The 23575-nt window shown below is 61.5% G+C and carries 29 protein-coding genes; 18 read left to right on the top strand and 11 right to left on the bottom strand.

The annotated features are described in order from the left end of the window. Positions 1-8: 8 nt before the first annotated feature. The 3 genes from cbiB to C6W91_RS12805 form a co-directional block, all read right to left on the bottom strand. A complete protein-coding gene (cbiB, locus tag C6W91_RS12815) occupies positions 9-923 on the bottom strand; it encodes an adenosylcobinamide-phosphate synthase CbiB (protein WP_065271547.1) in 915 nt (304 codons plus the stop codon). After that, positions 920-1882, bottom strand: coding sequence for a threonine-phosphate decarboxylase CobD (gene cobD / locus C6W91_RS12810; RefSeq protein ID WP_274839982.1), 963 nt, complete (start codon positions 1880-1882; stop codon positions 920-922). The genes cbiB and cobD overlap by 4 nt, the downstream gene beginning before the upstream one ends. 143 nt (positions 1883-2025) lie before the next feature. Continuing rightward, on the bottom strand, positions 2026-3000 hold the full coding sequence (locus C6W91_RS12805; RefSeq protein WP_370570912.1) for a glutathione S-transferase family protein: 975 nt from the start codon (positions 2998-3000) through the stop codon (positions 2026-2028). Positions 3001-3223: 223 nt separating this feature from the next. Here C6W91_RS12805 and C6W91_RS12800 point away from each other — a divergent pair, with 223 nt between their 5' ends. Then, the gene (locus C6W91_RS12800; protein ID WP_274830300.1) at positions 3224-3592 is read left to right on the top strand and encodes a hypothetical protein; all 369 of its coding nucleotides are present in this window, start codon (positions 3224-3226) and stop codon (positions 3590-3592) included. 93 nt (positions 3593-3685) lie between these two features. On the opposite strand, the gene C6W91_RS12795 is transcribed toward C6W91_RS12800, so the two are convergent. Continuing rightward, positions 3686-4858 (bottom strand): MalY/PatB family protein, encoded by a 1173-nt coding sequence (locus C6W91_RS12795; protein ID WP_274839980.1) that lies wholly within the window; start codon positions 4856-4858, stop codon positions 3686-3688. Positions 4859-4956: 98 nt separating this feature from the next. Here C6W91_RS12795 and def (C6W91_RS12790) point away from each other — a divergent pair, with 98 nt between their 5' ends. From def (C6W91_RS12790) to C6W91_RS12770, 5 genes are all read left to right on the top strand, one after another. After that, on the top strand, positions 4957-5478 hold the full coding sequence (def, locus tag C6W91_RS12790) for a peptide deformylase (protein ID WP_065271542.1): 522 nt from the start codon (positions 4957-4959) through the stop codon (positions 5476-5478). A gap of 36 nt (positions 5479-5514) precedes the next feature. Next, a complete protein-coding gene (def, locus tag C6W91_RS12785) occupies positions 5515-6021 on the top strand; it encodes a peptide deformylase (protein WP_274839979.1) in 507 nt (168 codons plus the stop codon). Continuing rightward, the gene (def, locus tag C6W91_RS12780; RefSeq protein ID WP_274839978.1) at positions 6018-6515 is read left to right on the top strand and encodes a peptide deformylase; all 498 of its coding nucleotides are present in this window, start codon (positions 6018-6020) and stop codon (positions 6513-6515) included. Before def (C6W91_RS12785) ends, def (C6W91_RS12780) begins: the two co-directional genes overlap by 4 nt. A 15-nt stretch (positions 6516-6530) precedes the next feature. Then, complete coding sequence (gene fmt / locus C6W91_RS12775) at positions 6531-7436, top strand: methionyl-tRNA formyltransferase (protein ID WP_274839977.1); 906 nt, start codon at positions 6531-6533, stop codon at positions 7434-7436. A 94-nt stretch (positions 7437-7530) separates the two neighbouring features. Next, complete coding sequence (locus tag C6W91_RS12770; RefSeq protein WP_274838266.1) at positions 7531-7767, top strand: GlsB/YeaQ/YmgE family stress response membrane protein; 237 nt, start codon at positions 7531-7533, stop codon at positions 7765-7767. 5 nt (positions 7768-7772) lie between these two features. Here the strand turns inward: C6W91_RS12770 and C6W91_RS12765 are convergent, their stop codons facing one another. The 6 genes from C6W91_RS12765 to ispH all read right to left on the bottom strand — a co-directional run bounded on the left by C6W91_RS12765 (position 7773) and on the right by ispH (position 11709). Next, complete coding sequence (locus C6W91_RS12765) at positions 7773-8396, bottom strand: trimeric intracellular cation channel family protein (RefSeq protein ID WP_274838267.1); 624 nt, start codon at positions 8394-8396, stop codon at positions 7773-7775. A 58-nt stretch (positions 8397-8454) separates the two neighbouring features. Further along, positions 8455-8925, bottom strand: coding sequence for a ribonuclease HI (rnhA, locus tag C6W91_RS12760; RefSeq protein WP_065271536.1), 471 nt, complete (start codon positions 8923-8925; stop codon positions 8455-8457). Beyond that, the gene (locus C6W91_RS12755; protein ID WP_065271535.1) at positions 8918-9511 is read right to left on the bottom strand and encodes a bifunctional 2-polyprenyl-6-hydroxyphenol methylase/3-demethylubiquinol 3-O-methyltransferase UbiG; all 594 of its coding nucleotides are present in this window, start codon (positions 9509-9511) and stop codon (positions 8918-8920) included. The genes rnhA and C6W91_RS12755 overlap by 8 nt, the downstream gene beginning before the upstream one ends. Then, on the bottom strand, positions 9508-9960 hold the full coding sequence (locus C6W91_RS12750) for a DUF3429 domain-containing protein (RefSeq protein WP_065271534.1): 453 nt from the start codon (positions 9958-9960) through the stop codon (positions 9508-9510). The genes C6W91_RS12755 and C6W91_RS12750 overlap by 4 nt, the downstream gene beginning before the upstream one ends. Then, the gene (locus C6W91_RS12745; RefSeq protein WP_065271533.1) at positions 9957-10571 is read right to left on the bottom strand and encodes a LysE family translocator; all 615 of its coding nucleotides are present in this window, start codon (positions 10569-10571) and stop codon (positions 9957-9959) included. Before C6W91_RS12745 ends, C6W91_RS12750 begins: the two co-directional genes overlap by 4 nt. Before the next feature lie 142 nt (positions 10572-10713). Beyond that, positions 10714-11709, bottom strand: a complete 996-nt coding sequence (gene ispH / locus C6W91_RS12740; protein ID WP_065271532.1) for a 4-hydroxy-3-methylbut-2-enyl diphosphate reductase — start codon at positions 11707-11709, stop codon at positions 10714-10716. 267 nt (positions 11710-11976) lie between these two features. On the opposite strand from ispH, the gene C6W91_RS12735 reads away from it, so the two are divergent. Then, positions 11977-14178, top strand: coding sequence for an ATP-binding protein (locus C6W91_RS12735; protein ID WP_065271531.1), 2202 nt, complete (start codon positions 11977-11979; stop codon positions 14176-14178). A 169-nt stretch (positions 14179-14347) separates the two neighbouring features. Here C6W91_RS12735 and C6W91_RS12730 read toward each other — a convergent pair whose 3' ends face one another. Then, the gene (locus C6W91_RS12730) at positions 14348-14920 is read right to left on the bottom strand and encodes an NYN domain-containing protein (RefSeq protein ID WP_274830289.1); all 573 of its coding nucleotides are present in this window, start codon (positions 14918-14920) and stop codon (positions 14348-14350) included. A 135-nt stretch (positions 14921-15055) separates the two neighbouring features. Between C6W91_RS12730 and folK the strand changes: the two genes are divergently transcribed. From folK to C6W91_RS12675, 11 genes are all read left to right on the top strand, one after another. Further along, positions 15056-15628, top strand: coding sequence for a 2-amino-4-hydroxy-6-hydroxymethyldihydropteridine diphosphokinase (folK, locus tag C6W91_RS12725; protein WP_065271529.1), 573 nt, complete (start codon positions 15056-15058; stop codon positions 15626-15628). Positions 15629-15718: 90 nt separating this feature from the next. Beyond that, the gene (rpoZ, locus tag C6W91_RS12720; protein WP_065271528.1) at positions 15719-16072 is read left to right on the top strand and encodes a DNA-directed RNA polymerase subunit omega; all 354 of its coding nucleotides are present in this window, start codon (positions 15719-15721) and stop codon (positions 16070-16072) included. A gap of 38 nt (positions 16073-16110) precedes the next feature. Further along, positions 16111-18255, top strand: a complete 2145-nt coding sequence (locus C6W91_RS12715; protein ID WP_065271527.1) for a bifunctional (p)ppGpp synthetase/guanosine-3',5'-bis(diphosphate) 3'-pyrophosphohydrolase — start codon at positions 16111-16113, stop codon at positions 18253-18255. 33 nt (positions 18256-18288) lie between these two features. Continuing rightward, a complete protein-coding gene (locus C6W91_RS12710) occupies positions 18289-19011 on the top strand; it encodes a DUF2062 domain-containing protein (protein WP_274839976.1) in 723 nt (240 codons plus the stop codon). Positions 19012-19111: 100 nt separating this feature from the next. Continuing rightward, positions 19112-19882, top strand: a complete 771-nt coding sequence (locus tag C6W91_RS12705) for a pyridoxine 5'-phosphate synthase (RefSeq protein WP_274839975.1) — start codon at positions 19112-19114, stop codon at positions 19880-19882. After that, positions 19879-20316 carry an ABZJ_00895 family protein gene (locus C6W91_RS12700; RefSeq protein ID WP_274839974.1) on the top strand — a complete coding sequence of 146 codons (438 nt, stop codon included), beginning with the start codon at positions 19879-19881 and terminating at the stop codon, positions 20314-20316. Before C6W91_RS12705 ends, C6W91_RS12700 begins: the two co-directional genes overlap by 4 nt. A gap of 16 nt (positions 20317-20332) precedes the next feature. Continuing rightward, on the top strand, positions 20333-20764 hold the full coding sequence (gene acpS, locus C6W91_RS12695; RefSeq protein ID WP_065271523.1) for a holo-ACP synthase: 432 nt from the start codon (positions 20333-20335) through the stop codon (positions 20762-20764). 59 nt (positions 20765-20823) lie between these two features. Further along, positions 20824-21660, top strand: a complete 837-nt coding sequence (lepB, locus tag C6W91_RS12690; protein ID WP_065271522.1) for a signal peptidase I — start codon at positions 20824-20826, stop codon at positions 21658-21660. Next, a complete protein-coding gene (rnc, locus tag C6W91_RS12685) occupies positions 21657-22343 on the top strand; it encodes a ribonuclease III (RefSeq protein ID WP_065271521.1) in 687 nt (228 codons plus the stop codon). The genes lepB and rnc overlap by 4 nt, the downstream gene beginning before the upstream one ends. Next, positions 22340-23248: a GTPase Era gene (era, locus tag C6W91_RS12680; protein ID WP_065271520.1), complete on the top strand. Its 909-nt coding sequence runs from the start codon at positions 22340-22342 to the stop codon at positions 23246-23248. The genes rnc and era overlap by 4 nt, the downstream gene beginning before the upstream one ends. Further along, a complete protein-coding gene (locus C6W91_RS12675; protein ID WP_274839973.1) occupies positions 23245-23574 on the top strand; it encodes a DUF1491 family protein in 330 nt (109 codons plus the stop codon). Before era ends, C6W91_RS12675 begins: the two co-directional genes overlap by 4 nt. The last annotated feature ends 1 nt before the right edge of the window (position 23575 follow it).

Below are 23575 nucleotides of genomic sequence, written 5' to 3'. Positions count from 1 at the left end.
AGTGTGTGCTAGAAGATTACCGCAATAGCAACCGTCAGCAGCAGGCCAAGCCCCCAGGTTTTCCAAAGCATCTCGGTGCAGCGCCGAATTGCCTCGGCGCCGATGCCTTTGGCACCATCTTCGTGCACCCAGGGAAATTCTTGCATCTCGCCGTCATAGGAACGCGGTCCGGATAGGGCCGCATCCAGCGCCCGCGCCATGGCGGCCTCGGGCCAGCCGGCATTCGGGGAGCGATGCTTGCGGGCGTCCTCGGCAATCGCGGACCAGTCCCGCAAGGTTCCTCCGGACAGCGCCATCAAAAGCGACGTCAGCCGCGCCGGGATCCAGTTCACCAGGTCATCGAGCCGCGCCGCCGCCCAGCCAAAGTCGCGATAACGCGCGTTGCGGTAGCCGATCATGCTGTCGGCGGTGTTGATCATCTTGTAGGCCAGCAATCCGGGCAGCCCGGCGATCAGAAACCAGAAGGCGGGGGCGATCACACCGTCTGACATGTTTTCGGCGCCGCTTTCGATGGCAGCGCGGGCGACCTGCGGTCCGGTCATCTCGGTGGTGTCGCGGCTGACGATCATGGCAACTGCCGCGCGCCCGCCGTGCAGACCGTCCTTTTGCAGGCCCTGAACCACCGCCTGCAGATGATCGCAGAGCGAGCGCTGGGCGATCAGGATTGCGGCCACGAGGATCTCCATCAAGGCGCCAAAGAGTGACAGCAGCCAACCGATCAGCAGTCCGGTGATGACAAGGACCAGAACGGCGACCACGCCCTTGGCCCGGCGCCCGGCGCCGGAGTTGAGCCCTGCATCGAGGGCACCAACCAGTTGCCCCATCAGCACCGCCGGATGCGGTAATCTGTTCCACAGCCAACGGGGTTCCCCCAGAATGGCATCTAGGATCAGGGCGGGGATCAGAAGGGTTGCGGTGATCAAAGGGCGGCCTCCAGCCGGTCCCAGCCTGCTGCCGGAGGCAGGCCAAGGCGCAGGTAGGTGTCTGAATAGGGGAAAATGCGGCTCCAGATATGGGCGCGCGCCAGTCGCTGCTGCCAGGCGGCGGCATCATCGATGTGATAGAGACGGAACAGATCGGTGCCGCCTGCCAGTTCCGCGCCTTTGGGTAGGATCATGTCGTCCATCCGAGCAGCGTCCTCAGCCAGCCTTGCCCGGGTCTGTGCCGCCCAATCGGTATCCGACAGCGCCTGGATCCCGGTCTTTAGCGCCGGGCCTGACACCGACCAAGGGCCTTGCAGTTCGGACAGGCGGGAGATCAGCTCAGGATCGCCAATGGCAAAGCCAAGGCGCAGACCGGCCAGTCCCCAGAACTTGCCAAAGCTTTTCAACACCAGCGTGCCGGGTTCTGCCGCCAGATGGATCAGGCTCTGATCTGGGCAGATGTCGCAGAAGCTTTCATCGATGATACGGAAGGGCGCAGCCAGCTCTTCGGCTTGCCACTGGCGGCCGGTCGGATTGTTGGGGTGTACCGCGACGCAGGCTTCGGCGGGGCCTTGGCCCGTGACGCTCCAGCCATGGGCGCGAAAGGCGGCCGCGTGTTCGTTATAGGTCGGTGTCTCAATCCGCACCCAGCGCGGATCGGCCAGCGCAGGGGCCAGGGCAATCAGGGAGGAGGCACCGGGGGCAGAAAGGATCTCGGCTCCTTCCGGAACGTTCCAGAACCGGCGCGCTGCCTGATGCAGATCGTGGCTTGCAGCGCTGTCAGGCAGCGCCGACCAATCGGCTTCTGTGAAACATGGAAGCGGGTAGGGGGCCGGGTTGATGCCGGTGGAGAGGTCGATCCAATCCTCTCGTGTCCCGCCGTATTGTTCCATCGCGGCCGCGAGATTGCCGCCGTGATCGCGCTGCGCGTTCTTGCTTGCTGTATTGCTTGCTACCATTGCAGGCCCTGACTCGTGAAAAGGCCACGGGACATCCCGGTGCCGGACCCGGGCCGTATGAAACAGCCCGGGTGATAAGGCAACCGAATGTCGCAATCAGAAGCTGCAATGCAGGCCCGAAAGCCCCAAAAGTAAGGAATTCCTTAGCCCCGCCCGTGCGGTTCCAGCCAGTCGATCACCGGGTTGATGGGCAGAATCCGGTTCGGGTTAATGGTGTCATGGCTATAGTGATAGTGGCGCACGATGTGATCCATACCGATGGTCTGCTGCACACCGGGCCACTGATACAGTTCGCGCGTATAGGCCCAGAGGTTCGGGTAATCGATGATGCGCTTGCGGTTGCATTTGAAATGCAGGTGATAGACCGGATCGAACCGCAGAAGGGTGGTGAACAGGCGCCAGTCGGCCTCGGTCACGCGTGTGCCCAGCAGGTAACGATGCTCGGACAGGAGGTCCTCCAGCCAGTCCAGCGTGTCGAAGAGCGGGGTGACGGCCTCGTCATAGGCGGCCTGACTGGTGGCAAAGCCGCAGCGGTAGACGCCGTTGTTCACCGTGTCATAGACGCGCGCGTTAACTGCTTCGATCGGCTCCCGCAGCTCCTCGGGCCAGTAATCGTCCCGGTTACCGGTCAGATCATCAAAGGCCGAGTTGAACATGCGGATGATTTCCGAGCTTTCGTTCGACACGATGGTTTCGCGCCGCTTGTCCCAGAGGATCGGCACCGTGACGCGCCCGGAATAGGTCGGATCGGCGCGGGTGTAGATCTCGTAGGCGTAATCGTGACCGAACAGGGTGTCGCCGGTGGCACCATGTTCGTCTTTCTCAAAGGTCCAGCCCCGGTCCAGCATGTCGGGATGCACCACTGAGACTGAGATATGGTCGGTCAGCTCTTTCAGCTGGCGAAAGATCAGCGTCCGGTGGGCCCAGGGGCAGGCGAGAGAGACATAGAGGTGATACCGCCCGCTTTCGGCGGCAAATCCCGAATCGCCCGATGGTCCGGCGCTGCCATCCGCCGTAATCCAGTTGCGAAACTGCGATACGGAGCGTTCAAAGGCGCCGCCCGTGGATTTGGTATCATACCATTTGTCGTGCCAGGTACCGTCGATCAAAAGACCCATTGTTTTCGCTCCTTCCGTTCCATGCCCGCAAACTAGGCACTTCGGAGGGGGTCGCCCATGCCGACAGGCGCGCAGCCTCCCTGCGGATCTGCACAACCTGCAGGAAGCAGCAGCCACGGGCGCCGCAGCATTGAAAAAAGTTCACTTGATTTTAGGCAATTATGAGTCACCCTAGAGAGGCTCAGCAGAGCCGATCAGATGATCCACCGGAAAGGCAGATGCCATGACCACCTATGTTCCGAAAGCCGTTCAAGAGGCGCTGGACGCCGCCCGCGTACAGGGGCTGAAAAAGAAAAGCCGCCTGCGCGTGCAGGTCGGAGAGTCGCAGTTTCCGGTTCTGCGCATGTGGAAGACCGGTTTTTCGGTGGAAGAGGCAACCGCGCCGCAACTGCGGGGCCTCGTCGATCTCTATGATGGTGCCCGCCACATCTCGCAGTGCCTGATCGTCGCCTCCGAGGCGGAGGGCGGCGAAATGCGGTACGAGTTCAAGCGTTCCACTGCTGCCGCCGACACCGCGCCGCTGGATTTCTACCGCGCGCCGGACGCGCCGGTGGCTCTGATCGCTTATGACGGGGTGCATGGCGAGGCCTGAACCGAGCCCGCTCTGACCTATTCCAATTCCGAGCCCGAAGATCGGGCCGATATTTTCGGGCGCAGCGTGATCGCTGCGCCCGCTTCTGTGGAATTACTGCAGATCCGAGAAAGCCTCGGTCAGGCGGCGGCAGGCTTCCTCGATGCGGGAGCGCTGGGTGCCGAGGTTGAACCGCAGGAAGTTCTCGCCCCCGGTGCCAAAGGTGGTGCCGTGGTTGGCGGCGATCTTTGCGCCCTGTTCGACCCGTTTGGTGAATTCCTCGCGGCTCATCCCGGTGCCGGAGAAATCGACCCAGGACAGGTAGGTGGCCGCCAGCGGCATCGAGGACAGGCCGGGGATCTTTTCGATCGCTGCGTCAAAGACCTTCCGGTTGCCATCCAGATAGGCGATCAGCTGGTCTGCCCATGCGGCGCCCTCGGAGGAATAGGCGGCAGCAGTGGCGTATTGCCCGGCCGAATTCGGCGCCAGCGCCAGGGCCAGCATGCGGCGCTGGAACTGTTCGCGCAGATGCGGGTCGGGGATGATCACCTGACCGGTGTGCAGCCCGGCAAAGTTGAAGGTCTTCGACGGTGCGGTCAGCATCAAGAGCCGTTCGGTCACCTCGGGCACGGCGTTCTGCATCGGGATGTGGGTGTGGCCGGGGTAGACCAGATCGTGGTGGATCTCGTCCGACAACAGGATCAGGTCGTGGCGTTTGGCGAAATCCGCAACCGCCTGCAGCTCTTCCTGGCTCCAGACGCGGCCGCCCGGATTGTGCGGCGAGCAGAGGATCACCATCTTCTCTTTGCCGGTCATCTGCGCGTCATAGGCGTCGAAATCCATCTCGTAACGCCCGTCATTGTTGGTCATCAGGCATTCGACCACTTCGCGGCCCGCATTGCGGATCACCTTGGCAAAGGCGTGGTAGACCGGGGTGAACAGGACGATGCCATCGCCCGGCTGGGTGAAGGTATCAAGGCACATGCCGACGCCGTTAACGAGGCCGGTCGTGGTGAATATCGCATCGGCTTCGACCTGCCAGCCGTGGCGGTTCTGCATCCACCATTGGATCGCGTTCTTGTAGGGTTCGTCACAGTTTACATAGCCATAGACGCCGTGATCTGCCATTTCACGCATCTTGTCGGTGACCGCAGGGGGTACCGGGAAATCCATATCGGCCACCCACATCGCAAGCCCTTCATCAGGCGAGACGCCATAAAGGCTCTCCATCATGTCCCATTTGGCGCAATGGGTGCCGCGACGGTCGATCAGGGTGTCAAAATCCATGGTTTAAACTCCGGTTGTTTGGCAGAGAAGCTACGCACAATGACGCTGCGCGCAAGGGGGGCGTTGCAGGGCGGGGTGCAATCGCCTAAATCAAGCGCATGAAACGTCCTATCCTGATCCATCCCGACCCCCGCCTGAAAAAGGTCTGCGTACCGGTTGCCGATATTTCGGACGATCTGCGCACATTGGCTGATGACATGCTGGAAACCATGTATGCGGCGCCGGGCATCGGTCTTGCGGCGCCGCAGGTTGGCATCCTGCAACGGGTGATCGCACTGGATTGCGCCAAGGAAGGCGAGGGCGATGCGCGCCCGTTGGTGATGTTCAACCCCGCTGTTATTGCCTCTTCGGACGAGACCAACGTCTACGAGGAAGGCTGCCTGTCGATCCCCGAGCAATACGCCGAAGTCACCCGCCCCAAAGAGGTCGAGGTGGAATGGATGGACCGGGACGGCAATGCGCAACGGGAAACCTTTGACGGGCTCTGGGCGACCTGCGTGCAGCACGAGATCGATCATCTGAACGGGAAACTGTTCATCGATTACCTGAAACCGCTGAAGCGGCAGATGATCACCCGCAAAATGCAAAAGCTGAAACGCGAGCGCGCCCGGGAGCAGTAAGGCTCTGCCCGGAACGCTGAAAGAGGGGGCTTGCCCATGGCGGTTCTACCGATCCTGAAATGGCCTGATCCGCGGCTCAGCCAGCACTGCGCCCCGGTGGGGCAGGAGCACCTCGACGAGCTGATCGCCGACATGTTCGACACAATGTACGCGGCCAATGGCCGGGGTCTTGCCGCGCCGCAGGTGGGGGTGATGAAACGCCTTTTCGTGATGGATTGCACCTGGAAAGAGGGGAAGCGCTCCCCCATGGTCATGATCAACCCGTCGATCATGGCGGTTGAACGCGTGCCGGTGACGATGGAAGAAGGCTGCCTGTCCATCCCCGGTGTTATGGTTCCGGTCGAACGCCCCGTCGCCGTCACCGTGCAATGGACCGCTGCCGAAGGGGACATTCACATGGCCGATTTCGACGGGTTCGAGGCGCGCTGCATCCAGCATGAATTCGACCATCTCAATGGCACCGTGACCTTTGACCACCTCGACCCCGAAGTCCGCGCTGTGGTCGAGGCGGAATACAACGCCCTGAAAGGGACTTCCGAATGACTGTCCGCCCCTGCCTGCCCTGGCCCGACAAACGCCTGCGCACCCGCGCCGAAGAGGTCACCGAGATCACAGATGAGATCCGGCAGATCTGGCAGGACATGATCGACACGATGGAGGCGATGCCGGGTGTCGGCCTTGGTGCCAACCAGATTGGCGTGATGCTGCGCCTTGCGGTGGTGGATGGCTCGACCGAGCGCGGCAAGGCAGTACGGATGGCGAACCCCGAGATCCTGCATTCCTCCACCCAGCTGCGCGAACACGACGAGGCCTCGCCTAACCTGCCGGGCGTGTCGGCCAAGGTGAAACGCCCCCGCGCCGTCACCGTGCGCTATATGGATGAGACCGGCGAGATCACCGAGCGGGATTTTGTCGGGATCGAGGCCACATCGGTGCAGCACCAGATCGACCACCTCGATGGCAAACTCTATATCGACCGTCTCAGCAAGGTGAAGCGCGACATGCTGATCCGCAAATCCAAAAAACTGACCGGCTAAAGGGGGATCAGGCCCATGCGCGTCATCTTTATGGGAACTCCCGATTTTTCCGTGCCGGTGCTGGATGCGCTGGTCGAGGCCGGACACGAGATCGCTGCCGTCTATTGCCAGCCGCCGCGCCCGGCAGGACGCGGCAAGAAGGACCGCCCAACGCCGGTCCATGCCCGGGCCGAGGAGCTGGGCCTTGTCGTGCGCCATCCTGTGTCGCTCAAAGGGGCCGAGGAACAGGCGGAATTTGCTGCGCTCGGCGCGGATGTCGCCGTCGTGGTGGCCTACGGGCTGATCCTGCCGCAGGCGGTGCTGGATGCGCCGAAACATGGCTGTCTCAATATCCACGCCAGCCTGTTGCCGCGCTGGCGCGGGGCGGCGCCGATCCACCGTGCCATCATGGCTGGGGATGCGGAGACCGGCATCTGCATTATGCAGATGGCGGCCGGACTGGATACCGGCCCGGTTCTGATGCGCCGCGCTACCGCCATAGAGGCCGAAGAAACCACTGCGCAATTGCACGACCGGCTGTCCGCGATGGGCGCCGGGCTGATCGTCGAAGCGTTGGAGCAACTGCCCGAGCTTGTGCCTGAGGTGCAGCCCGAAGACGGTGTCACCTACGCCAGCAAGATCGACAAGAGCGAGGCGCAGATCGACTGGTCGCGCCCGGCGGAAGATGTGGATCGCAAGATCCGCGGCCTGTCGCCCTTCCCCGGCGCCTGGTGCGAGATTGACGGACAGCGGGTAAAACTGCTTGCCTCGCGCCTTGCCGATGGCAGCGGCGAAGCGGGTGAGGTGCTGGACGATGCCCTGACCGTTGCTTGCGGCAGCGGCGCGGTCGAGCTTCTGCGCCTGCAGCGGGCGGGCAAGGGCGCGCAGGATCGCGAGATCTTTCTGCGTGGCTTTCCGGTGGCGAAGGGTGTCAGGCTTTAACAGGTCTGCTGCGTCTTTCCTTTGCCGGGCGTGAATGCCATCCTCTTCTCTAACGGGGCGCTGATCCTCGTGCCAAGCCATTGGAGGAAATCAGATGTCCATTGTCGCGCTAATCATCATCGGGGCCGCAGCCGGGTTTCTGGCCACGCGGATGATGCGGATCGAGGCGGATATCATCACCACCGTGGCGATCGGCATCGCGGGCGCCCTGGTTGGCGGGTTGGTGCTGCGCACGCTGCTGGCGGTGATGGGGATGCTCTCTGGTCTGGTCGGGGCGGTTCTGGGGGCGCTGCTGCTGATCTGGCTCTGGCAGAAATACTTGCAAAAGTAGCTGCCTCAGCTGCGCGGTGGTCGGCTTTTGTAGACTGGCAGGTGCCAGCCAAAGGCGATGGACCCCGCGCGAAGTCCCCAACAGACTGCGCCGCAGGCCAGCAGGGCAGGCCCGGTGTCCAATCCCGCCCAGATGGCGGTTACGGCAGTGATCGCCCCCGCCATGGCGCAGGAGATGTAAAGCTCGCCCTGTTTTAGCACCAGCGGCACCTCGTTGCAGACCACATCGCGCATCAACCCGCCGAGCGATCCGGTTGCCATGCCCATCAAAACCACGACCACCGGCGGTTTGCCCATGGCCAGCGCTGCGCCAGTGCCTGCCGGGACCGCCACGGCAAGGGCAAAACTGTCGAGCCAGATCACCCATTTCATCCGGCTTTCCACCAAGTGGGCGGTGCCAAAGACGATACCGGCGGCCCCAGCTGCCAGCAGGATGAAATTGGGATCATCCACCCAGAACACCGGATGCCGGTCCAGCAACAGATCGCGCACCGTACCGCCACCTACCGCAGTCAGGCAGGCCACAAAGGCAAAGCCGACGACATCAAGCTGTGCCCGGCTGGCCACCAGCGCGCCGGTCAGGGCAAAGACCAGCACCGAAGCGTAATCAAGCAGGGTCAGAAAACTCATGGTCGCAATAACCCTTGGGCGGTGCTGCGGAGTTGGCCGGGCCGGGGAGAGTTCCCTCTCAGGCCGATTTACGTTTGCCGGGTTTGAAAGGTGCCATGCCGGCGCGGGCCAGCTCATCGGCGCGTTCGTTTTCGGGATGACCGGCGTGGCCCTTGACCCATTCCCATGTCACGTCGTGCTGGTGCTGCGCCGCATCCAGACGCTGCCACAGCTCGGCGTTTTTCACGGGTTTCTTGGCAGCGTTCTTCCAGCCGTTCTTCTTCCAGCCGAAGATCCAGCCGGTGATGCCGTTCTTCACGTAGTTACTGTCAGTAACGATGGTAATTTTCGTCGGACGGCTGAGGCTCTCCAGCGCGTTGATCGCCGCCAGAAGCTCCATCCGGTTATTTGTGGTCTCTGGCTCGCCGCCCTTCAGCTCGCGTTCCTTGACGATCTCATCGCCGTCCATCGCGCGCAGCAGCACGCCCCAGCCGCCGGGACCGGGATTGCCCGAGCAGGCGCCATCGGTATAGGCAAACAGATCAGCCATGGGTGGCCACCGAAATCCAGTGGGAAACCGAGCCATCCAGTCCGGGGCCTTTGCCGTGGCTGCGGTCCAGAGGGGTGAAACCGGCGGTGGTCAGCAGATCGATCAATTCGTCTTCCTCGTAGTAGGTGTAAAGGCGGCCAATGGTGTCGCGGGCCTCGCCTTTACCGAGCTTGAGCGCAATGTAAAAGGCGCCATTGGGTTTCAATGCCCGGTGGATATCCTGCAGATGCCGGGGCATGTCGCTGCGCGGGGCGTGCAGCAGGCTGAAGTTGGCCCAGATCCCGTCGTAGATCCCGTCTCCGGTGATCTCGTCAAAGCGCGCTTGCCGGGCGTTGACGCCGTCAATCTGCGCGGCAAGGGCAGTCATTTCGGCGGAGGCATCCGTGGCGTCCACCCGCAGGCCTGCCTCTGCCATCACCCCGGCCGAGGTGCCCGGCCCGCAGCCCAGATCCAGAACCCGGCCATTCGCAGGGCAGGCCGCGATAAAGGCGGCTAGCCTAGGATCGCTGCTGAGGTAGTCCTGGTTCAGCGCGGCGTAGTCTTTCGCGCGGGCATCATAGACCTTGATGGTTTCGGTATCGCTCACAGGTATACTCCGGCAGAGAGGGAGAGGATGACCACCAGCGTCAGCAGCACCCGCAGACGCAGCCACCAGTGCGGGGTCAGGTTCCAGATGGAAAAGACGCAGTCCAGCAGCAGCAGCCCTGCGAAACCGTAGATCAGGTTGGTCCCGGCGCTCAACGGTCCGCCGCCGGTCATGAAGAACGCCCAGAGGGCAGGGATCACCGACAGGGTGTACCCGGCGGCGGCCTTGGTGCCGCTCGTCTTTGTGGCAAAACCCCAGAGAACGCCGGACATGAAGCTTAGGATCACTGAGCCATAGAAAAGCTGTACATAGGGACCGACGAACCTTGGGCCCAAATGGCTGCTGCCCCAGGCCTGCAGGTCGGGCAGCCACAGCGTGGTTGCGCCCCAGACAAAGGGGATCAGACCGGTGAGGCCCAGGATCAGAGGGACAAGCGGGATACGGTTCATGCCCGTTCTGCCGCCAGCCGCACGGCAAGAGCGGCAAAAATCGCGGCAAAGCCACGGTTCAGCCAAGTCAGCACCCGTTCAGAGCCAAGAACGAAGTCGCGGGCCTTGGCGGCAAAGACGCCATAAAGAACAAAAACCACAAAGGTCAGCACCATGAATACGGCGCCGAGAAGGGTCATCTCGGCGGTGGCGCTCTCCGGGATGCCCGACAGGAAGGGCGGCAGCAGAGCGAGGAAGAAGACCGACAGTTTCGGGTTCAGGATATTGATCAGCGCGCCGCGCCGGGCGATGCGCAGGCCTGATTGCGGGCGGCTGTCCGACGTGATCGAGAGGGCACCACCGGATTTCAGCGCCTGCCAGGCCAGATACAGCAGATAGGCAACCCCTGCCAGTTTGACGACCTGAAACAGCAGGGCGGAACTGTGCAGCACGGCAGCAAGGCCTAACGTTGCAGCTGCCAGATGGGGAAGGATGCCGAAGGTACAGCCAAGCGCCGCCCAGAGGGCAGCCCGCGTTCCCTGGCCAAGCCCAAGTGCCAGCGTGTAGACGACCCCGGTGCCGGGCGCGATGACAACCACAAGGGCGGTGATCAGGAACTGCATTGAAATCATCTCTCGGGCCTCCTTGCGGCGCAGTGGTGTTGATCAACTGCTAACACGCCGCGCCCGTTCAGGGGAGTCCCGGCACGCGGCAGATCTGTCGCGCGTGTTTGGGATCCGTCTGCTATAAAGGCCGACCCGGTTCTGGTCCGCTTCAGGCCGGGGCGCGCAGCACGCGGGGAACTTTGAACTCGACCCGCTCGACCGCGGTTTCCACGATGTCGACGGTGACATCGAAACGGGCACGGAAGGCATCGATGACCTCGTTCACCAGCAGTTCCGGCGCAGAGGCGCCTGCGGTGATGGCGATGCTGCGGATCCCTTCGAGGGCGCGCCAGTCGATATTCTCGGCCCGCTGCACAAGCTGTGAATAAGCGCAGCCCGCCTTGGCACCGACTTCGACCAGCCGCCGCGAATTGGAGGAATTGGGCGCGCCGACCACCAGCAGTGCGTCGGATTTTGGCGCCACGGCCTTTACCGCTTCCTGACGGTTGGTGGTGGCATAGCAGATGTCTTCCTTGTGGGGGCCGACGATGTTGGGAAACCGCGCCTCAAGCGCTGCGACGATGTCCTTGGTGTCGTCCACCGACAAGGTGGTTTGCGTCACATAGGCGAGCCGGTCCGGATCGCGGACCTCGACCGAGGCGACGTCACCGGGGGTTTCGACCAGAAGAACCTCGCCTTCGGGCAGCTGACCCATGGTGCCGATTGTCTCTGGGTGGCCCTTGTGGCCGATCATGATCATCTGCAGGCCCGCCTCGGCGTGGCGCTGGGCCTCGATATGGACCTTGGACACCAGCGGACAGGTGGCGTCCACATAGACCATCTGACGTTTTTCCGCTTCTGCGGGGACGGATTTCGGAACCCCATGCGCGGAGAAGATCACGGGGCGGTCGAGCGGGCATTCGTCCAGTTCCTCGACAAAGACGGCGCCTTTGGCGCGCAGCCCATCAACCACGTATTTGTTGTGCACGATCTCATGGCGCACGTAGACCGGTGCGCCCCATTTCTCCAGCGCCATCTCCACGATCTTGATCGCCCGGTCCACGCCCGCGCAAAAACCACGCGGGGCGGCCAGGTAAAGGGTCAGGGCCGGTTTCGCGGGCTGATTGGTCTGGGCCTGCTGGCCGGAGGACAGGTCTGAAGTCATGGTCGCGCATCTCCTTGCACGGCAGAGGTAGGGTTTTCCGGCCGCAAGGTCCAGAGGCAGCTGCCTGTTGCAGGCCACCCTAGGGCATCCTGCTGAAAACGACTGTAGATTGTCGCAGAAATGACGGAATGTTAACCTGATGCAGGCAGGCTGCTGTTTTGGATAAGGTGATTTCAGTGCTTTGCCTGCGGTTAGAGTGCGGGACTGAAAACACCGGTTTTCGCGAAACCCTCTTCACAGGGCGAGCGTTTGGTCTTGGGGGCCGGAGTGGCGGACGTAGCGAGTACAAAGAAAATCAGCAGCACCGCTGAATGGCGCGCGGTCGAGGACAGTATGGAACGCCGGTTCCGTACGGTACGGACCACGGCCAATCTTGTTGTGGTGATGAGTGTTCTGTGGATGGGTTTTGGCATCTACATGGGAGAGCTGACGGTCGTCGAAATCGCCCTGATCGCCGGCGCCGGTTCAGCGGCTGCCTGGTATCTGATGCGCACGCGGCACAAAATGGCGGCGCGGCTAATCTGGTTCGTCGCCGGCCTGTGCACGGTTCTGGGCGGGGTTTTCAACCTGCACCCGGCCAGCAGCGTCGAGTTCATGTTCGTGGCGCTTCTCGGCGGGCCGTTCATGGCCTTCTCTCTGAAGCGGGAAAAGCCCTATATTATCGGGCTGATCGTGGCGGTTCTGTGTGCCTGGATCGGGTACCGGCTTCTGGGTTATGATTACTTTGGCTCTCCGATCTTTGACGAGGAATTTTCTCGGACCTACCTGTCGATACCGATCATGCTGACCGTCTTCGGCATTATCATGATCGAGATGATGGCCTTTGGGCAGCTGACGGATTCCTATGGTCAGGAACTGTGGAAATCGCATCAGAAAGAGCGCAAGGCCAATCGTGCTAAAAGCGAATTTTTGGCCGCGATGAGCCATGAAATCCGCACCCCGATGAACGGGGTCATCGGCATGGTCGAAATTCTAGAGAGCACCGAGCTTTCCCCGGAACAGCGGCGTATCCTGCATGCGATCAAGGAGTCGTCGTCTTCCTTGCTGTGGATCATCGACGATATTCTGGACGTGTCGAAAATCGAAGCGGGCAAGATGGAGCTGTCGAATGCGCCGATGCGTTTGTTGCCCGTTGTCGAAAGCGTCGCCGAAACCCTGCGGGCCCATGCAGATCAGAAACGGGTCGAATTGTCCCTGTCGGTGCAGGCGAACCTGCCGGATTCTATCCTGGGAGACGCCGGTCGTCTGCGTCAGGTGCTGCTGAATCTGCTCGGAAATGCGATCAAGTTTTCGGCACCGCAGTCGGATGAACCCGTTGGCCAGGTCAGCTTGCGGGTGCAGTTGCAGGGGGACGACTGGATCGAGTTCGTTGTCGAAGATAATGGTATCGGCATGGATGCAGAGGTTCAGAAGGCGATCTTTCAGCCCTTTGAACGCTCCGGGGATGTGGTCAAGCGTATGATCCAGGGCAATGGTCTGGGGCTGACCATCGTCAAACAACTTGCAGAGAAGATGGGCGGCGAAATCTCGGTCGATAGTACTCTGGGAGACGGGGCGACTTTTACCCTGCGGCTGCCGGTGGCGGATGCTTCCGGCCCGCTCAAATGCCTGCGGCTGTCGGGGAAACAAGTCGTTGCCATGCTGCCCAAGGGCACCGATCGGGCCTGCTGGTCTTCTTATGCGCTGGCGGCGGATTGCGATATCAAATGGGTCGCAAACCGGGATGAGTACATGGCGATCGCGCGCAAGGCGGGACCCGACAAGATCTTTGTGCTGACGGCACCGACCGAGCAGGATCGCACCAGTGAATGGCTGCGCAGCCGGATCGAAGAAGAAGCGCCAGGCGTCAAGCTGCTGTCCCTGAGCCGCGACCGGACTGATGTCACGGGCATTCGCGCCCCGGGACGGTATTCGGTTCAGGACCTGCCGGTGATCCCCAAACATTTCTGGGACGGTCTGGCTTACCTGTCCGGTAGGGCGGCGCCGCAGGACCAGACGCGGGGCGCCCCCGTTTCTGAAGCGTCGGGACATGTCGGCGGGCGCATCCTGGTGGCTGAGGATAACGAGATCAATCAGGCCGTTTTTGAATCCCAGTTGGAACTGCTGGGGTATTCCGCAACGATTGTCCGGGACGGCAAGGAATGCCTTGAGGCCTGGGAGACCGGTCAGTTTGACCTTGTGCTGACGGATTGCCAGATGCCGACGATGGATGGGTTTGAGCTGACGGCCGCCCTGCGCGCGGCCGAAGCCCGGGACGGGCGCGGTCATACGCCGGTGATTGCCGTCACGGCCAATGCGCTGGAAGGGGAGGCGGATAAATGCCTTGCGGCGGGCATGGATGACTACTTGTCAAAGCCGGTGACCATTGCCGCGCTTGAAAAGGTTTTGAACGTTCATATGCCATCGGGCTCGGCGCTGCCGCAGGGGCTGGGGCGGCCACCGCCTGCTGCCCGTTCTGCCGGAGGATAAAAGCCCGAAGGTAGAAGGGGGCGGGGGAGCCGAGAACGGCCGGTGTTTCCTGCAGTTTCTGTCCGACAAGGGACCGGAATACAAAGAAAGGCGCCCCGAGTGGTTGGGCGCCTTTCTTTTGTTTTGATATCTGAAGGCCTGTGCAGCCCCAATATTCAGCTGTGAGAGGTCAGGACTGGGCCGCTGCGGGGGTGCGCTGCTCGTTCGGGTATTCGCGCGGCGGGCGGCCAATCACATCCTTGAGCTCTTCCAGCTCGATGAAATTGTCGGCCTGACGGCGCAGTTCGTCCGAGATCATCGGCGGCTGGCTGCGGATGGTCGAGACCACCGATACCCGAACGCCCTGCCGCTGCAGGCTGGCGATCAGCGGGCGGAAGTCGCCATCTCCTGAGAACAGCACGATATGGTCCACACGTGGCGCCAGCTCCATGGCATCGACGGTCAGTTCGATATCCATGTTTCCTTTGACCTTCCGGCGGCCCATGCTGTCAGTGTATTCCTTGGCTGGCTTAGTAACCATGGTGAAGCCATTGTAATGCAGCCAGTCGACCAGAGGACGGATCGGAGAATACTCGTCATTTTCCAGCAGTGCCGTATAATAAAAGGCCCGCAGAAGCTTGCCGCGACGCATGAATTCCTGCCGCAAAAGCTTGTAATCGATGTCAAAACCCAATGCCTTGGCGGCTGCGTATAGATTCGATCCATCGATGAACAGCGCAAGCCGTTCGTCTTTGTAAAACATCAAAATTGTCCTTCCGATATAACTATTCCGCCAGTGTACCGTGAGTGAATGCTAAAAAGCGGCGAAACAGGTGGACTTAATGTAAGTTATTTGACATCTGCCGCAAGTGGAAGGATTTTCGGAAGCGAGGCCAAAATGACCGAAAACCGGTCAAAATCACTGATTGCACTGGGAGGAAACCTGAACCTGCGCGATTTGTTGCCGCAGGACACCCTTGCGGCGGCCGTCGGGGAATTGCCCGGTGCGGAAATTTCCTTGCGCGCGGTTTCCCGGTTTTTCAGGACGCCCAGTTTTCCTGCGGGGGCCGGGCCTGACTATGCCAATGCTGTCGTTGAGATCGAAACAAGCCTTTCTGCGCAGGCACTGCTGACCCGGCTGCACGAGATCGAGGCGCATTATGCCCGCGAGCGCGGAGAGCGCTGGGGTATGCGGACGCTTGATCTCGATCTGATCTCGTTAGGAGACAGTGTCCTGCCGGATCAGGATGAATATGTCCGCTGGCGCGATCTGCCGCTGGAAGTGCAGATGAAGGCAACGCCGGACCAACTGATTCTACCGCATCCGCGGGTGCAGGACCGCGCCTTTGTTCTGGTGCCGCTGTGCGACATCGCGCCGGATTGGTGTCATCCTGTGCTGCATAAAACAGCCGCCCAGATGCGGGATGCCCTGCCAAAAGCAGATATCGACAGCGTTATCCCGATATATTGACCCGTTTCGGGGTTTTCTTCGCTTGTCAATAAAAACATATGGGCGTAGAAGTCTCCCTTCCGGACCCACTAATATTTTGGAGAGTCGCCCATGGCCCGCGTGACGGTTGAAGATTGCGTAGACAAAGTCCCCAACCGGTTTGAGCTGGTAATGCTTGCGGCCCATCGTGCCCGCGAGATTTCCGCAGGCGCCCCGATCACCGTGGAGCGTGACAACGACAAGAACCCCGTCGTGTCGCTGCGCGAGATCGCAGAAGAGACCCAGAGCGCCGACGAGCTGCGTGAGCGTCTGATCGAAAGCAACCAGACCCAGATCGAAGTCGACGAACCCGAAGAGGATTCGATGGCGCTTCTGATGGGGGCCGACAACGACAAACCCTCCGAGGACGATATGTCTGAGGAAAAACTGCTGCGTGCGCTGATGGAGGCCCAGAGCCAGGGCTGAGCGGCGCAGAGATTGCTACCTGAGGCTGCGGACCGGATATGACTTCTGCTGAAATTTCCGCCGGAGATCTGATTGCTCTGGTCCGCAACTATAACCCCAAGACAAACGCGGATCGCATCGCCGAAGCCTATGCCTTTGGCGAAGAGATGCACAAAGGCCAGTTCCGCCACTCGGGTGAACCCTATTTCACCCATCCGGTGGCCGTCGCAGCGATCCTGACCGAGCAGCGCCTTGATGATGCGACCATCATCACCGCGCTGCTGCACGACACCATCGAAGATACCAAAGCGTCTTATGACGAGGTTGCCCGCCGATTTGGCGATGAGGTGGCCATGCTGGTTGATGGGGTCACCAAGCTGACCAACCTGCAACTGTCGAGCCGGGAAACCAAGCAGGCGGAAAACTTCCGCAAGCTGTTCATGGCGATGTCCAAGGATCTGCGGGTGATCCTGGTGAAGCTGGCTGACCGGTTGCACAATATGCGCACGATCAAGGCGATGCGCCCGGAAAAACAGGCGCAGAAAGCCCGCGAAACCATGGATATCTACGCGCCTCTGGCCGGGCGCATGGGCATGCAGTGGATGCGTGAGGAGCTTGAGGATCTGGCGTTTCGGGTGCTGAACCCCGAGGGCCGCCAGTCGATCATCCGCCGTTTCGTGACATTGCAGCGGGAAACCGGCGATGTGATCCACCGGATCACCGGCGATATGCGCGCCGAGTTGGAAAAGGCCGGGATCGAAGCCGAAGTCTTTGGCCGCGCCAAGAAGCCTTATTCGATCTGGCGCAAGATGCAGGCCAAGGATCAGGGATTCTCGCGCCTCTCCGATATCTACGGTTTCCGTGTGATTACCCAGTCCGAGGAAGACAGCTATCGCGCGCTGGGCGCCATCCACCAGCGCTGGCGGGCGGTTCCGGGCCGGTTCAAGGATTACATCAGTCAGCCGAAATCCAACGGGTATCGTTCGATCCACACCACGGTGTCTGGCCGTGACGGCAAGCGTGTCGAGGTGCAGATCCGCACCCGCCAGATGCACGATGTGGCCGAAACCGGCGTTGCCGCGCATTGGTCCTATCGCGATGGCGTGCGCTCGGAAAACCCATTTGCGGTGGATCCGGCGAAATGGATTTCCTCTCTCACCGAACAGTTCGACGCCGAGGAGGATCACGATGAATTCCTCGAAGCCGTCAAGCTGGAGATGTATTCCGACCAGGTCTTCTGCTTCACCCCCAAGGGGGACGTGATCAAGCTGCCCAAGGGCGCGACGCCGATCGACTTCGCTTATGCAATCCACACTCGTATCGGCCATGCCTGCGTTGGCGCCAAGGTGGATGGCATCCGGGTGCCGCTGTGGTCGCGGCTGCGCAATGGCCAGTCGGTCGAGGTGATCACCGCCGAGGGACAAACGCCGCAGGTCAGCTGGCTGGAAATCGCCACCACTGGCAAGGCTCGCACCGCCATCCGCCGCTCGTTGCGCGAAGCGGACCGGGCGCGCTTCGTCAAGCTTGGGCATGAATTGGCGCGCTCGGCCTTTGAGCATGTGAACCGCAAGGCAACAGACAAGGCGCTGGAAACAGCGGCCCGGGCGCTGCGCGTCGGTACTGTCGATGAACTGCTTGCCCGTCTGGGCGCGGCAGAGATCGTGGCCCATGATGTTGTTCAGGCGGTCTACCCTGAGCTGACCGCCCACGAGAGCGAGGAAATTTCGCCACGCCGCGCGGTGATCGGTCTGGAGCCGGGGCAAAGCTTTGAACGCGCGCCATGCTGCCAGCCTCTGCCTGGGGAGCGGATCATTGGCATCACCTACCGCGGCCAAGGCGTAGTCGTGCATGCTGCCGATTGTGACCGGCTGGGCGAATTCGAAGAGCAGCCGGAGCGCTGGGTCGATGTGCATTGGCATAGCGGCACCCACCCGGCCGTCTACAACACCACGCTTGAGATGATCGTCGGCAACGATGCAGGCGTGCTGGGGCGGATTTGTACATTGATTGGTGAGAAGAAGGCCAATATTTCGGACCTGGAATTTGTAGATCGGAAACCAGACTTTTACCGGCTTATGATCAATGTCGAGCTACGGGATGTGGAACAGCTCCATTCCCTCATGTTGACGTTGGAGGCGGAAAGTCATGTCGCCGAAGTGGTGCGGTTCAGGGAAAAACCGGTAAAGCACACAATTCCGGGATAATGGTTCGGCTGGAACCGGGAAGGACGCAGACCGTTGGTATTCAGGCGCCGGGACAGACGTCCGCCCCTTCGTGCGGTTGCGGATTTTTTCTGGCCTCGGGGCGGTTGGACCCGGGCGTTTCACTACGTCAAGCACCGCGTCCGCAGGCTTCCCGATTCGCCTGAACGCATTGCCCGCGGCATCTGGGCTGGGGTCTTTACCACCTTCACACCGTTCTACGGGATGCATTTCGTTGTGGCGGCGATCATCGCGCGGGTGATGAATGGCAATATCCTTGCGGCGCTCAGCTCGACCTTCTTCGGCAACCCTCTGACCTATGTGCCGATCGGGGTGGCCTCGCTGCAGACCGGCCACTGGCTGCTGGGCACCCATTTTGACGAGGAAGTGGACAAGTCTCTGGTGGGCAAATTTTTCGCTGCCGGTGACGATCTGAAGAACAACCTCTTTGCCCTCTACAGTGACCGCCCGGCGGATTGGCACGGGTTGCAGGTGTTCTACAACGAGGTGTTCTATCCCTATATGATCGGCGGCATCATTCCGGGCATCATCTGCGCCACGGTTTGCTATATGGTCAGCCTGCCGCTGATCCGGGCCTACCAGCAGCGCCGCCGGGCCAAGATCAAGGCCAAGTTTGAAGAGATCAAACGCCGCGCCGCGCTGGAAGTCGCGGAAAGCACAGAACCTCCGGCGAAGAAGGGGTTGAAAACCAGCCTCAAGTCATCGCTGGGTGCGCGTGTTAAACGCCGCGCGGATTAGACCGCCGTGGTTTCCCGAAACAGGATGGAAAATCGGGGTTGCCCCCAGAGTTTGCCTGTCTAGTCTCTGGCGCAGGACATTCCTTTCAGGACCGAGGACCATGGCAGAGAACAAGGCACAGAACAGGTTGAGGCTGGGCGTCAACATCGACCACGTGGCCACCGTGCGCAACGCCCGCGGCGGTGACAACCCGGATCCGGTGCGCGCCGCTCTGCTGGCGCAGAACGCAGGCGCCGACGGGATCACTGCACACCTGCGCGAAGACCGCCGCCATATCATCGACAGCGACATCGAAGGCATGATGCAGGTGCTGCAGGCGCCGCTGAATTTTGAAATGGCTGCCACTGAAGAAATGCAGGCCATCGCCCTGCGTCACAAGCCCCATGCGGTTTGCCTGGTGCCGGAGAAGCGCGAAGAGCGCACCACCGAGGGCGGGCTGGACGTGGCCGGGAATGACAATTCGCTGGCAGAATACATCACCCCCCTGCGCGAGGCGGGCAGCCGGGTGTCGATGTTCATCGCGGCTGACAAGGCCCAGGTCGAAGCCAGCCACCGCATCGGCGCGCCGGTGATCGAATTGCACGCAGGTGCCTATGCGGATGCCTGGGCCGAAGGTCGCTGGGATGAGCGCGACGCCGAACTGGCCAAGATCACCGAAATGGCCGCCTATGCGCATGAGCTGGGGTTGGAGGTCCACGTCGGACACGGTCTGACCTACGACAGCGTTGGTCCCATCGCCGCCTTGCCGCAGGTCATGGAGCTGAACATCGGTCATTTCCTGATCGGCGAAGCCCTGTTCGTGGGGCTGCCTGCAGCCATCGCGGAAATGCGCCGCCGGATGGATGCCGCGCGCAGCGGGGCGGAGGCATGAACCTCAAACGCTTTACGCTGGTCTATGTGGCTACGGCTCTAGGGGTGATCGCGGTTGTCTATGCCGTGCAGGTCCTTTTGGGTCATAACATTGCCAATGGCGGGATGAGCATCATTCCTGCCATCGTTGCGGCGATGGTCGAAGGGCAACGATATGCCAAGGCAGAACGTGCGGTGCCGGAAAGCGCCGTCCTGTGGCGGTTTGCAAAGGCTGCGGCGCTGATGATCCTTGGGCTGAGCCTGATCTTCGTGGTGCTTCTCAGCCTCATCATGCCGCCGCTGCGCCAGATGATGAGCGATCCGGTTGGAGCCAGTGTCCTGTTTGGGGGAGCGCTGCTGCAGGCGGCGCTGGGGCTTGTGCTCGTGCGGTTCTTTACCGGCATGGGTGCGAAATCCCAGCTGACTGCGATCCGCAAGAAAGAAGGGCGGGACTGACCGCCATGGGTGCTTCATGATCCTTGGCATCGGGACCGATCTGGCCAACATTGACCGCATCCAGCGCACGCTGGACCGTTTTGGCGACCGGTTCCGCAACCGGGTCTTTACCGAGGTCGAACAGCGCAAGTCCGAGCGTCGCCGCGATGTGGCGGGCACCTATGCAAAACGATGGGCGGCCAAGGAGGCGTGTTCCAAGGCGCTGGGAACCGGGCTGCGCATGGGCATCGCCTGGAAAGACATGTCCGTCAGCAACCTGCGCACCGGCCAGCCCGTCATGCATGTGACCGGCTGGGCTGCGGACAGACTCGCCAAGATGACCCCGCCGGGCCACGAGGCGCATATCCATGTCACCCTGACCGATGATCACCCTTGGGCGCAGGCCATCGTGATGATCGAAGCGCGACCCTTTGCTGACGCAGCGGGGGAATCCGGCGGGGATGCTTGACTTAGACCCAGCCGGGCCGCATGTAGCCCCCGACCCAACCTACAACACCGGAGAGCCTGATGACGGCCAAATCCCATGCCGGACACTCGATCCTTGAGACGATAAAGACCATTGTCTACGCGCTGCTGATTGCCGGCGTGTTCCGGACGTTGTTCTTTCAGCCGTTCTGGATCCCTTCGGGTTCGATGAAGGAAACGCTGCTGATTGGTGATTTCCTGTTCGTAAACAAGATGGCCTATGGCTATTCCTATGCTTCCTGCCCCAGCGTACGGCTGGGCAGTATCGGGATCGACGTCGATGCCAGTGACATCTGCGGCTTTCTGGACGGGGAAAACACCCGCATTCTGGGGAGCGAGCCCGAGCGCGGTGATGTCGTCGTCTTCCGGCATCCGGTGACGGGCACCGATTTCATCAAGCGACTGATCGGCCTGCCCGGCGACCGTATTCAGGTGACCAATGGCGTTCTGCAGATCAATGGCACTGCTGTCGCGCTGCAGGACGCAGGCGATTTCGAGGAGCTGATGGAGCGTCAGGGGCCGATCGGCTCTTACCCGCGCTGCGAGAACGCACCGGTGGGTGAGGGCGCGACCTGTGCCAAATCACGGCAGATCGAAACCTTGCCGGGTGGGGTGGAGCATGTAATCCTGAATATCGCCAATCAGGGCATGGATCACACGGGCGTTTATCAGGTGCCCGAAGGCCATTATTTCTTCATGGGCGACAACCGCGACAATTCCAGCGATAGCCGCCTGCCGCAATCTGCCGGAGGTGTCGGCTTCGTACCGTTTGAAAACCTGATCGGGCGCGCGGATCGCATCATGTTCTCTTCTGCCGGGCGCTCGATGCTGTATTTCTGGACCTGGCGTGGTGATCGTTTCTTCAAGGGGATCGAGTGAAACTGTCTAAAGACATGCGGGCATTTGAGGATCGGATCGGGCACAGCTTTGCCCGGCCCGAACTTTTGCTGCGCGCGCTGACCCATGCTTCGGTGTCTTCGCCGAACCGCAAGGACAACCAGAGGCTGGAATTTCTCGGCGATAGGGTGCTGGGCCTCGTGATGTCCACCGCGCTGTTGGAACATGACAAGACCGCGACCGAAGGCCAGCTCGCGCCGCGCTTTAACGCGCTGGTGCGCAAGGAAGCCTGCGCCGATGTCGCCCGCGAGATCGACCTTGGCTCGGTGCTGAAACTGGGCCGGTCTGAAATGATGTCCGGCGGGCGCCGCAAGGAGGCCCTGCTGGGCGATGCGATGGAGGCGGTAATCGCCGCCGTCTACAAGGACGCCGGGTTCGAGGCAGCGCAGGAGATGATCCTGCGGCTGTGGGGATCGCGTATCGGCAAGGTCGAGGACGACGCCCGCGACCCGAAGACCGCTTTGCAGGAATATGTGCAGGCGCGCCGCCAGAACCCGCCGGCCTATGTGCAGGTTGCCCGCGAAGGCCCGGATCACCAGCCGATCTTTACCATCGCGGTCCGACTGGATGACGGGACTGAGGAACAGGCCAGCGCCGGGTCGAAACGGCAGGCTGAACAGGCCGCTGCCAAGGCGCTTTTGACACGATTGGAGCAAGACACATGACCACACGCGCCGGGTTCATTGCCCTGATCGGAGAGCCGAACGCAGGCAAATCCACCCTTTTGAACCGCATGGTGGGGGCCAAGGTCTCGATCGTGACTCACAAGGTACAGACCACCCGCGCTCGGATCCGGGGCGTGGCGATGGAGGGCGACAGCCAGCTGGTGTTTGTCGACACGCCCGGCCTGTTCAAACCGCGCCGCCGTCTGGACCGCGCCATGGTAGCGGCCGCCTGGGGCGGCGCTGCGGATGCGGATGTCGTGGTGTTGCTGATCGAGGCCCATCGCGGCGTTACCGAAGGCGTGGAGCGCATCCTTGAAGGGCTGGCCGACATCGGCAAGGGCCGCACAGTGGCGCTGGCGATCAACAAGATCGACAAGGTGCAGGCCGAGGACCTCCTGGCGCTGACCAAGAAGCTGAACGACGCCTATGAATTCTCCGAAACCTTCCTGATTTCCGCCGAACGCGGCCACGGGGTCGAGGATCTGCGTCACTGGCTGGCAGAGCAGGTCCCCGAGGGGCCGTGGCTTTACCCTGAGGATCAGATCGCTGATCTGCCCATGCGCATGATCGCGGCAGAAATGACCCGCGAGAAGCTGACGCTCCGCCTGCACCAGGAACTGCCCTACCAGTTGACCGTCGAGACCGAGAACTGGGAAGAGCGCAAGGATGGCTCCGCCAAGATCGACCAGATCATTTATGTGGTCCGCGATGGTCACAAGGGCATCGTTCTGGGCAAGCGCGGCGAAACCATCAAGGCCGTCAGTCAGGCCGCCCGCGCCGAGTTGGAGGAGTTCCTGGACCGCAAGGTGCATCTGTTCCTGCAGGTCAAGGTCCGCCCGAACTGGCTTGAAGAATCCGAACGCTATTCGGAGATGGGACTTGATTTCAAAGACGGAAACGCATGAGCCGTCTGACCGCGCGCTTTTGGGTCGATGCCTATCTTGCCCGGCTCCGGTTTTCTGACATTCCGGCCTTTGTGACCGCGCATGGCGATGACACCGCCGGCGCGGTTCTGGTCAAGCTGAACACACTTGATGGGCAGGCGCAGGCCTTTCACCGCTCTTACGATCTGATGAGCGGTGACCGTAAGTGGGTTCTGCTGGCCGAAGGGCCAGAGACTGATGTCGATTCCTCGGTCCGGCGGCAGGGCGAGTTTGACCCTGACCTCTGGGTGATCGAGGTCGAGGACCGGCAGGGTCGTCACCTGCTGGATGAACCGGGGCTGGAGTAGG

The sequence above is a fragment of the Phaeobacter sp. SYSU ZJ3003 genome (assembly GCF_041300735.1).
Taxonomy (GTDB): domain Bacteria; phylum Pseudomonadota; class Alphaproteobacteria; order Rhodobacterales; family Rhodobacteraceae; genus Phycobacter; species Phycobacter gallaeciensis_A.
This window is presented reverse-complemented; position numbering and strand designations above follow the sequence as displayed.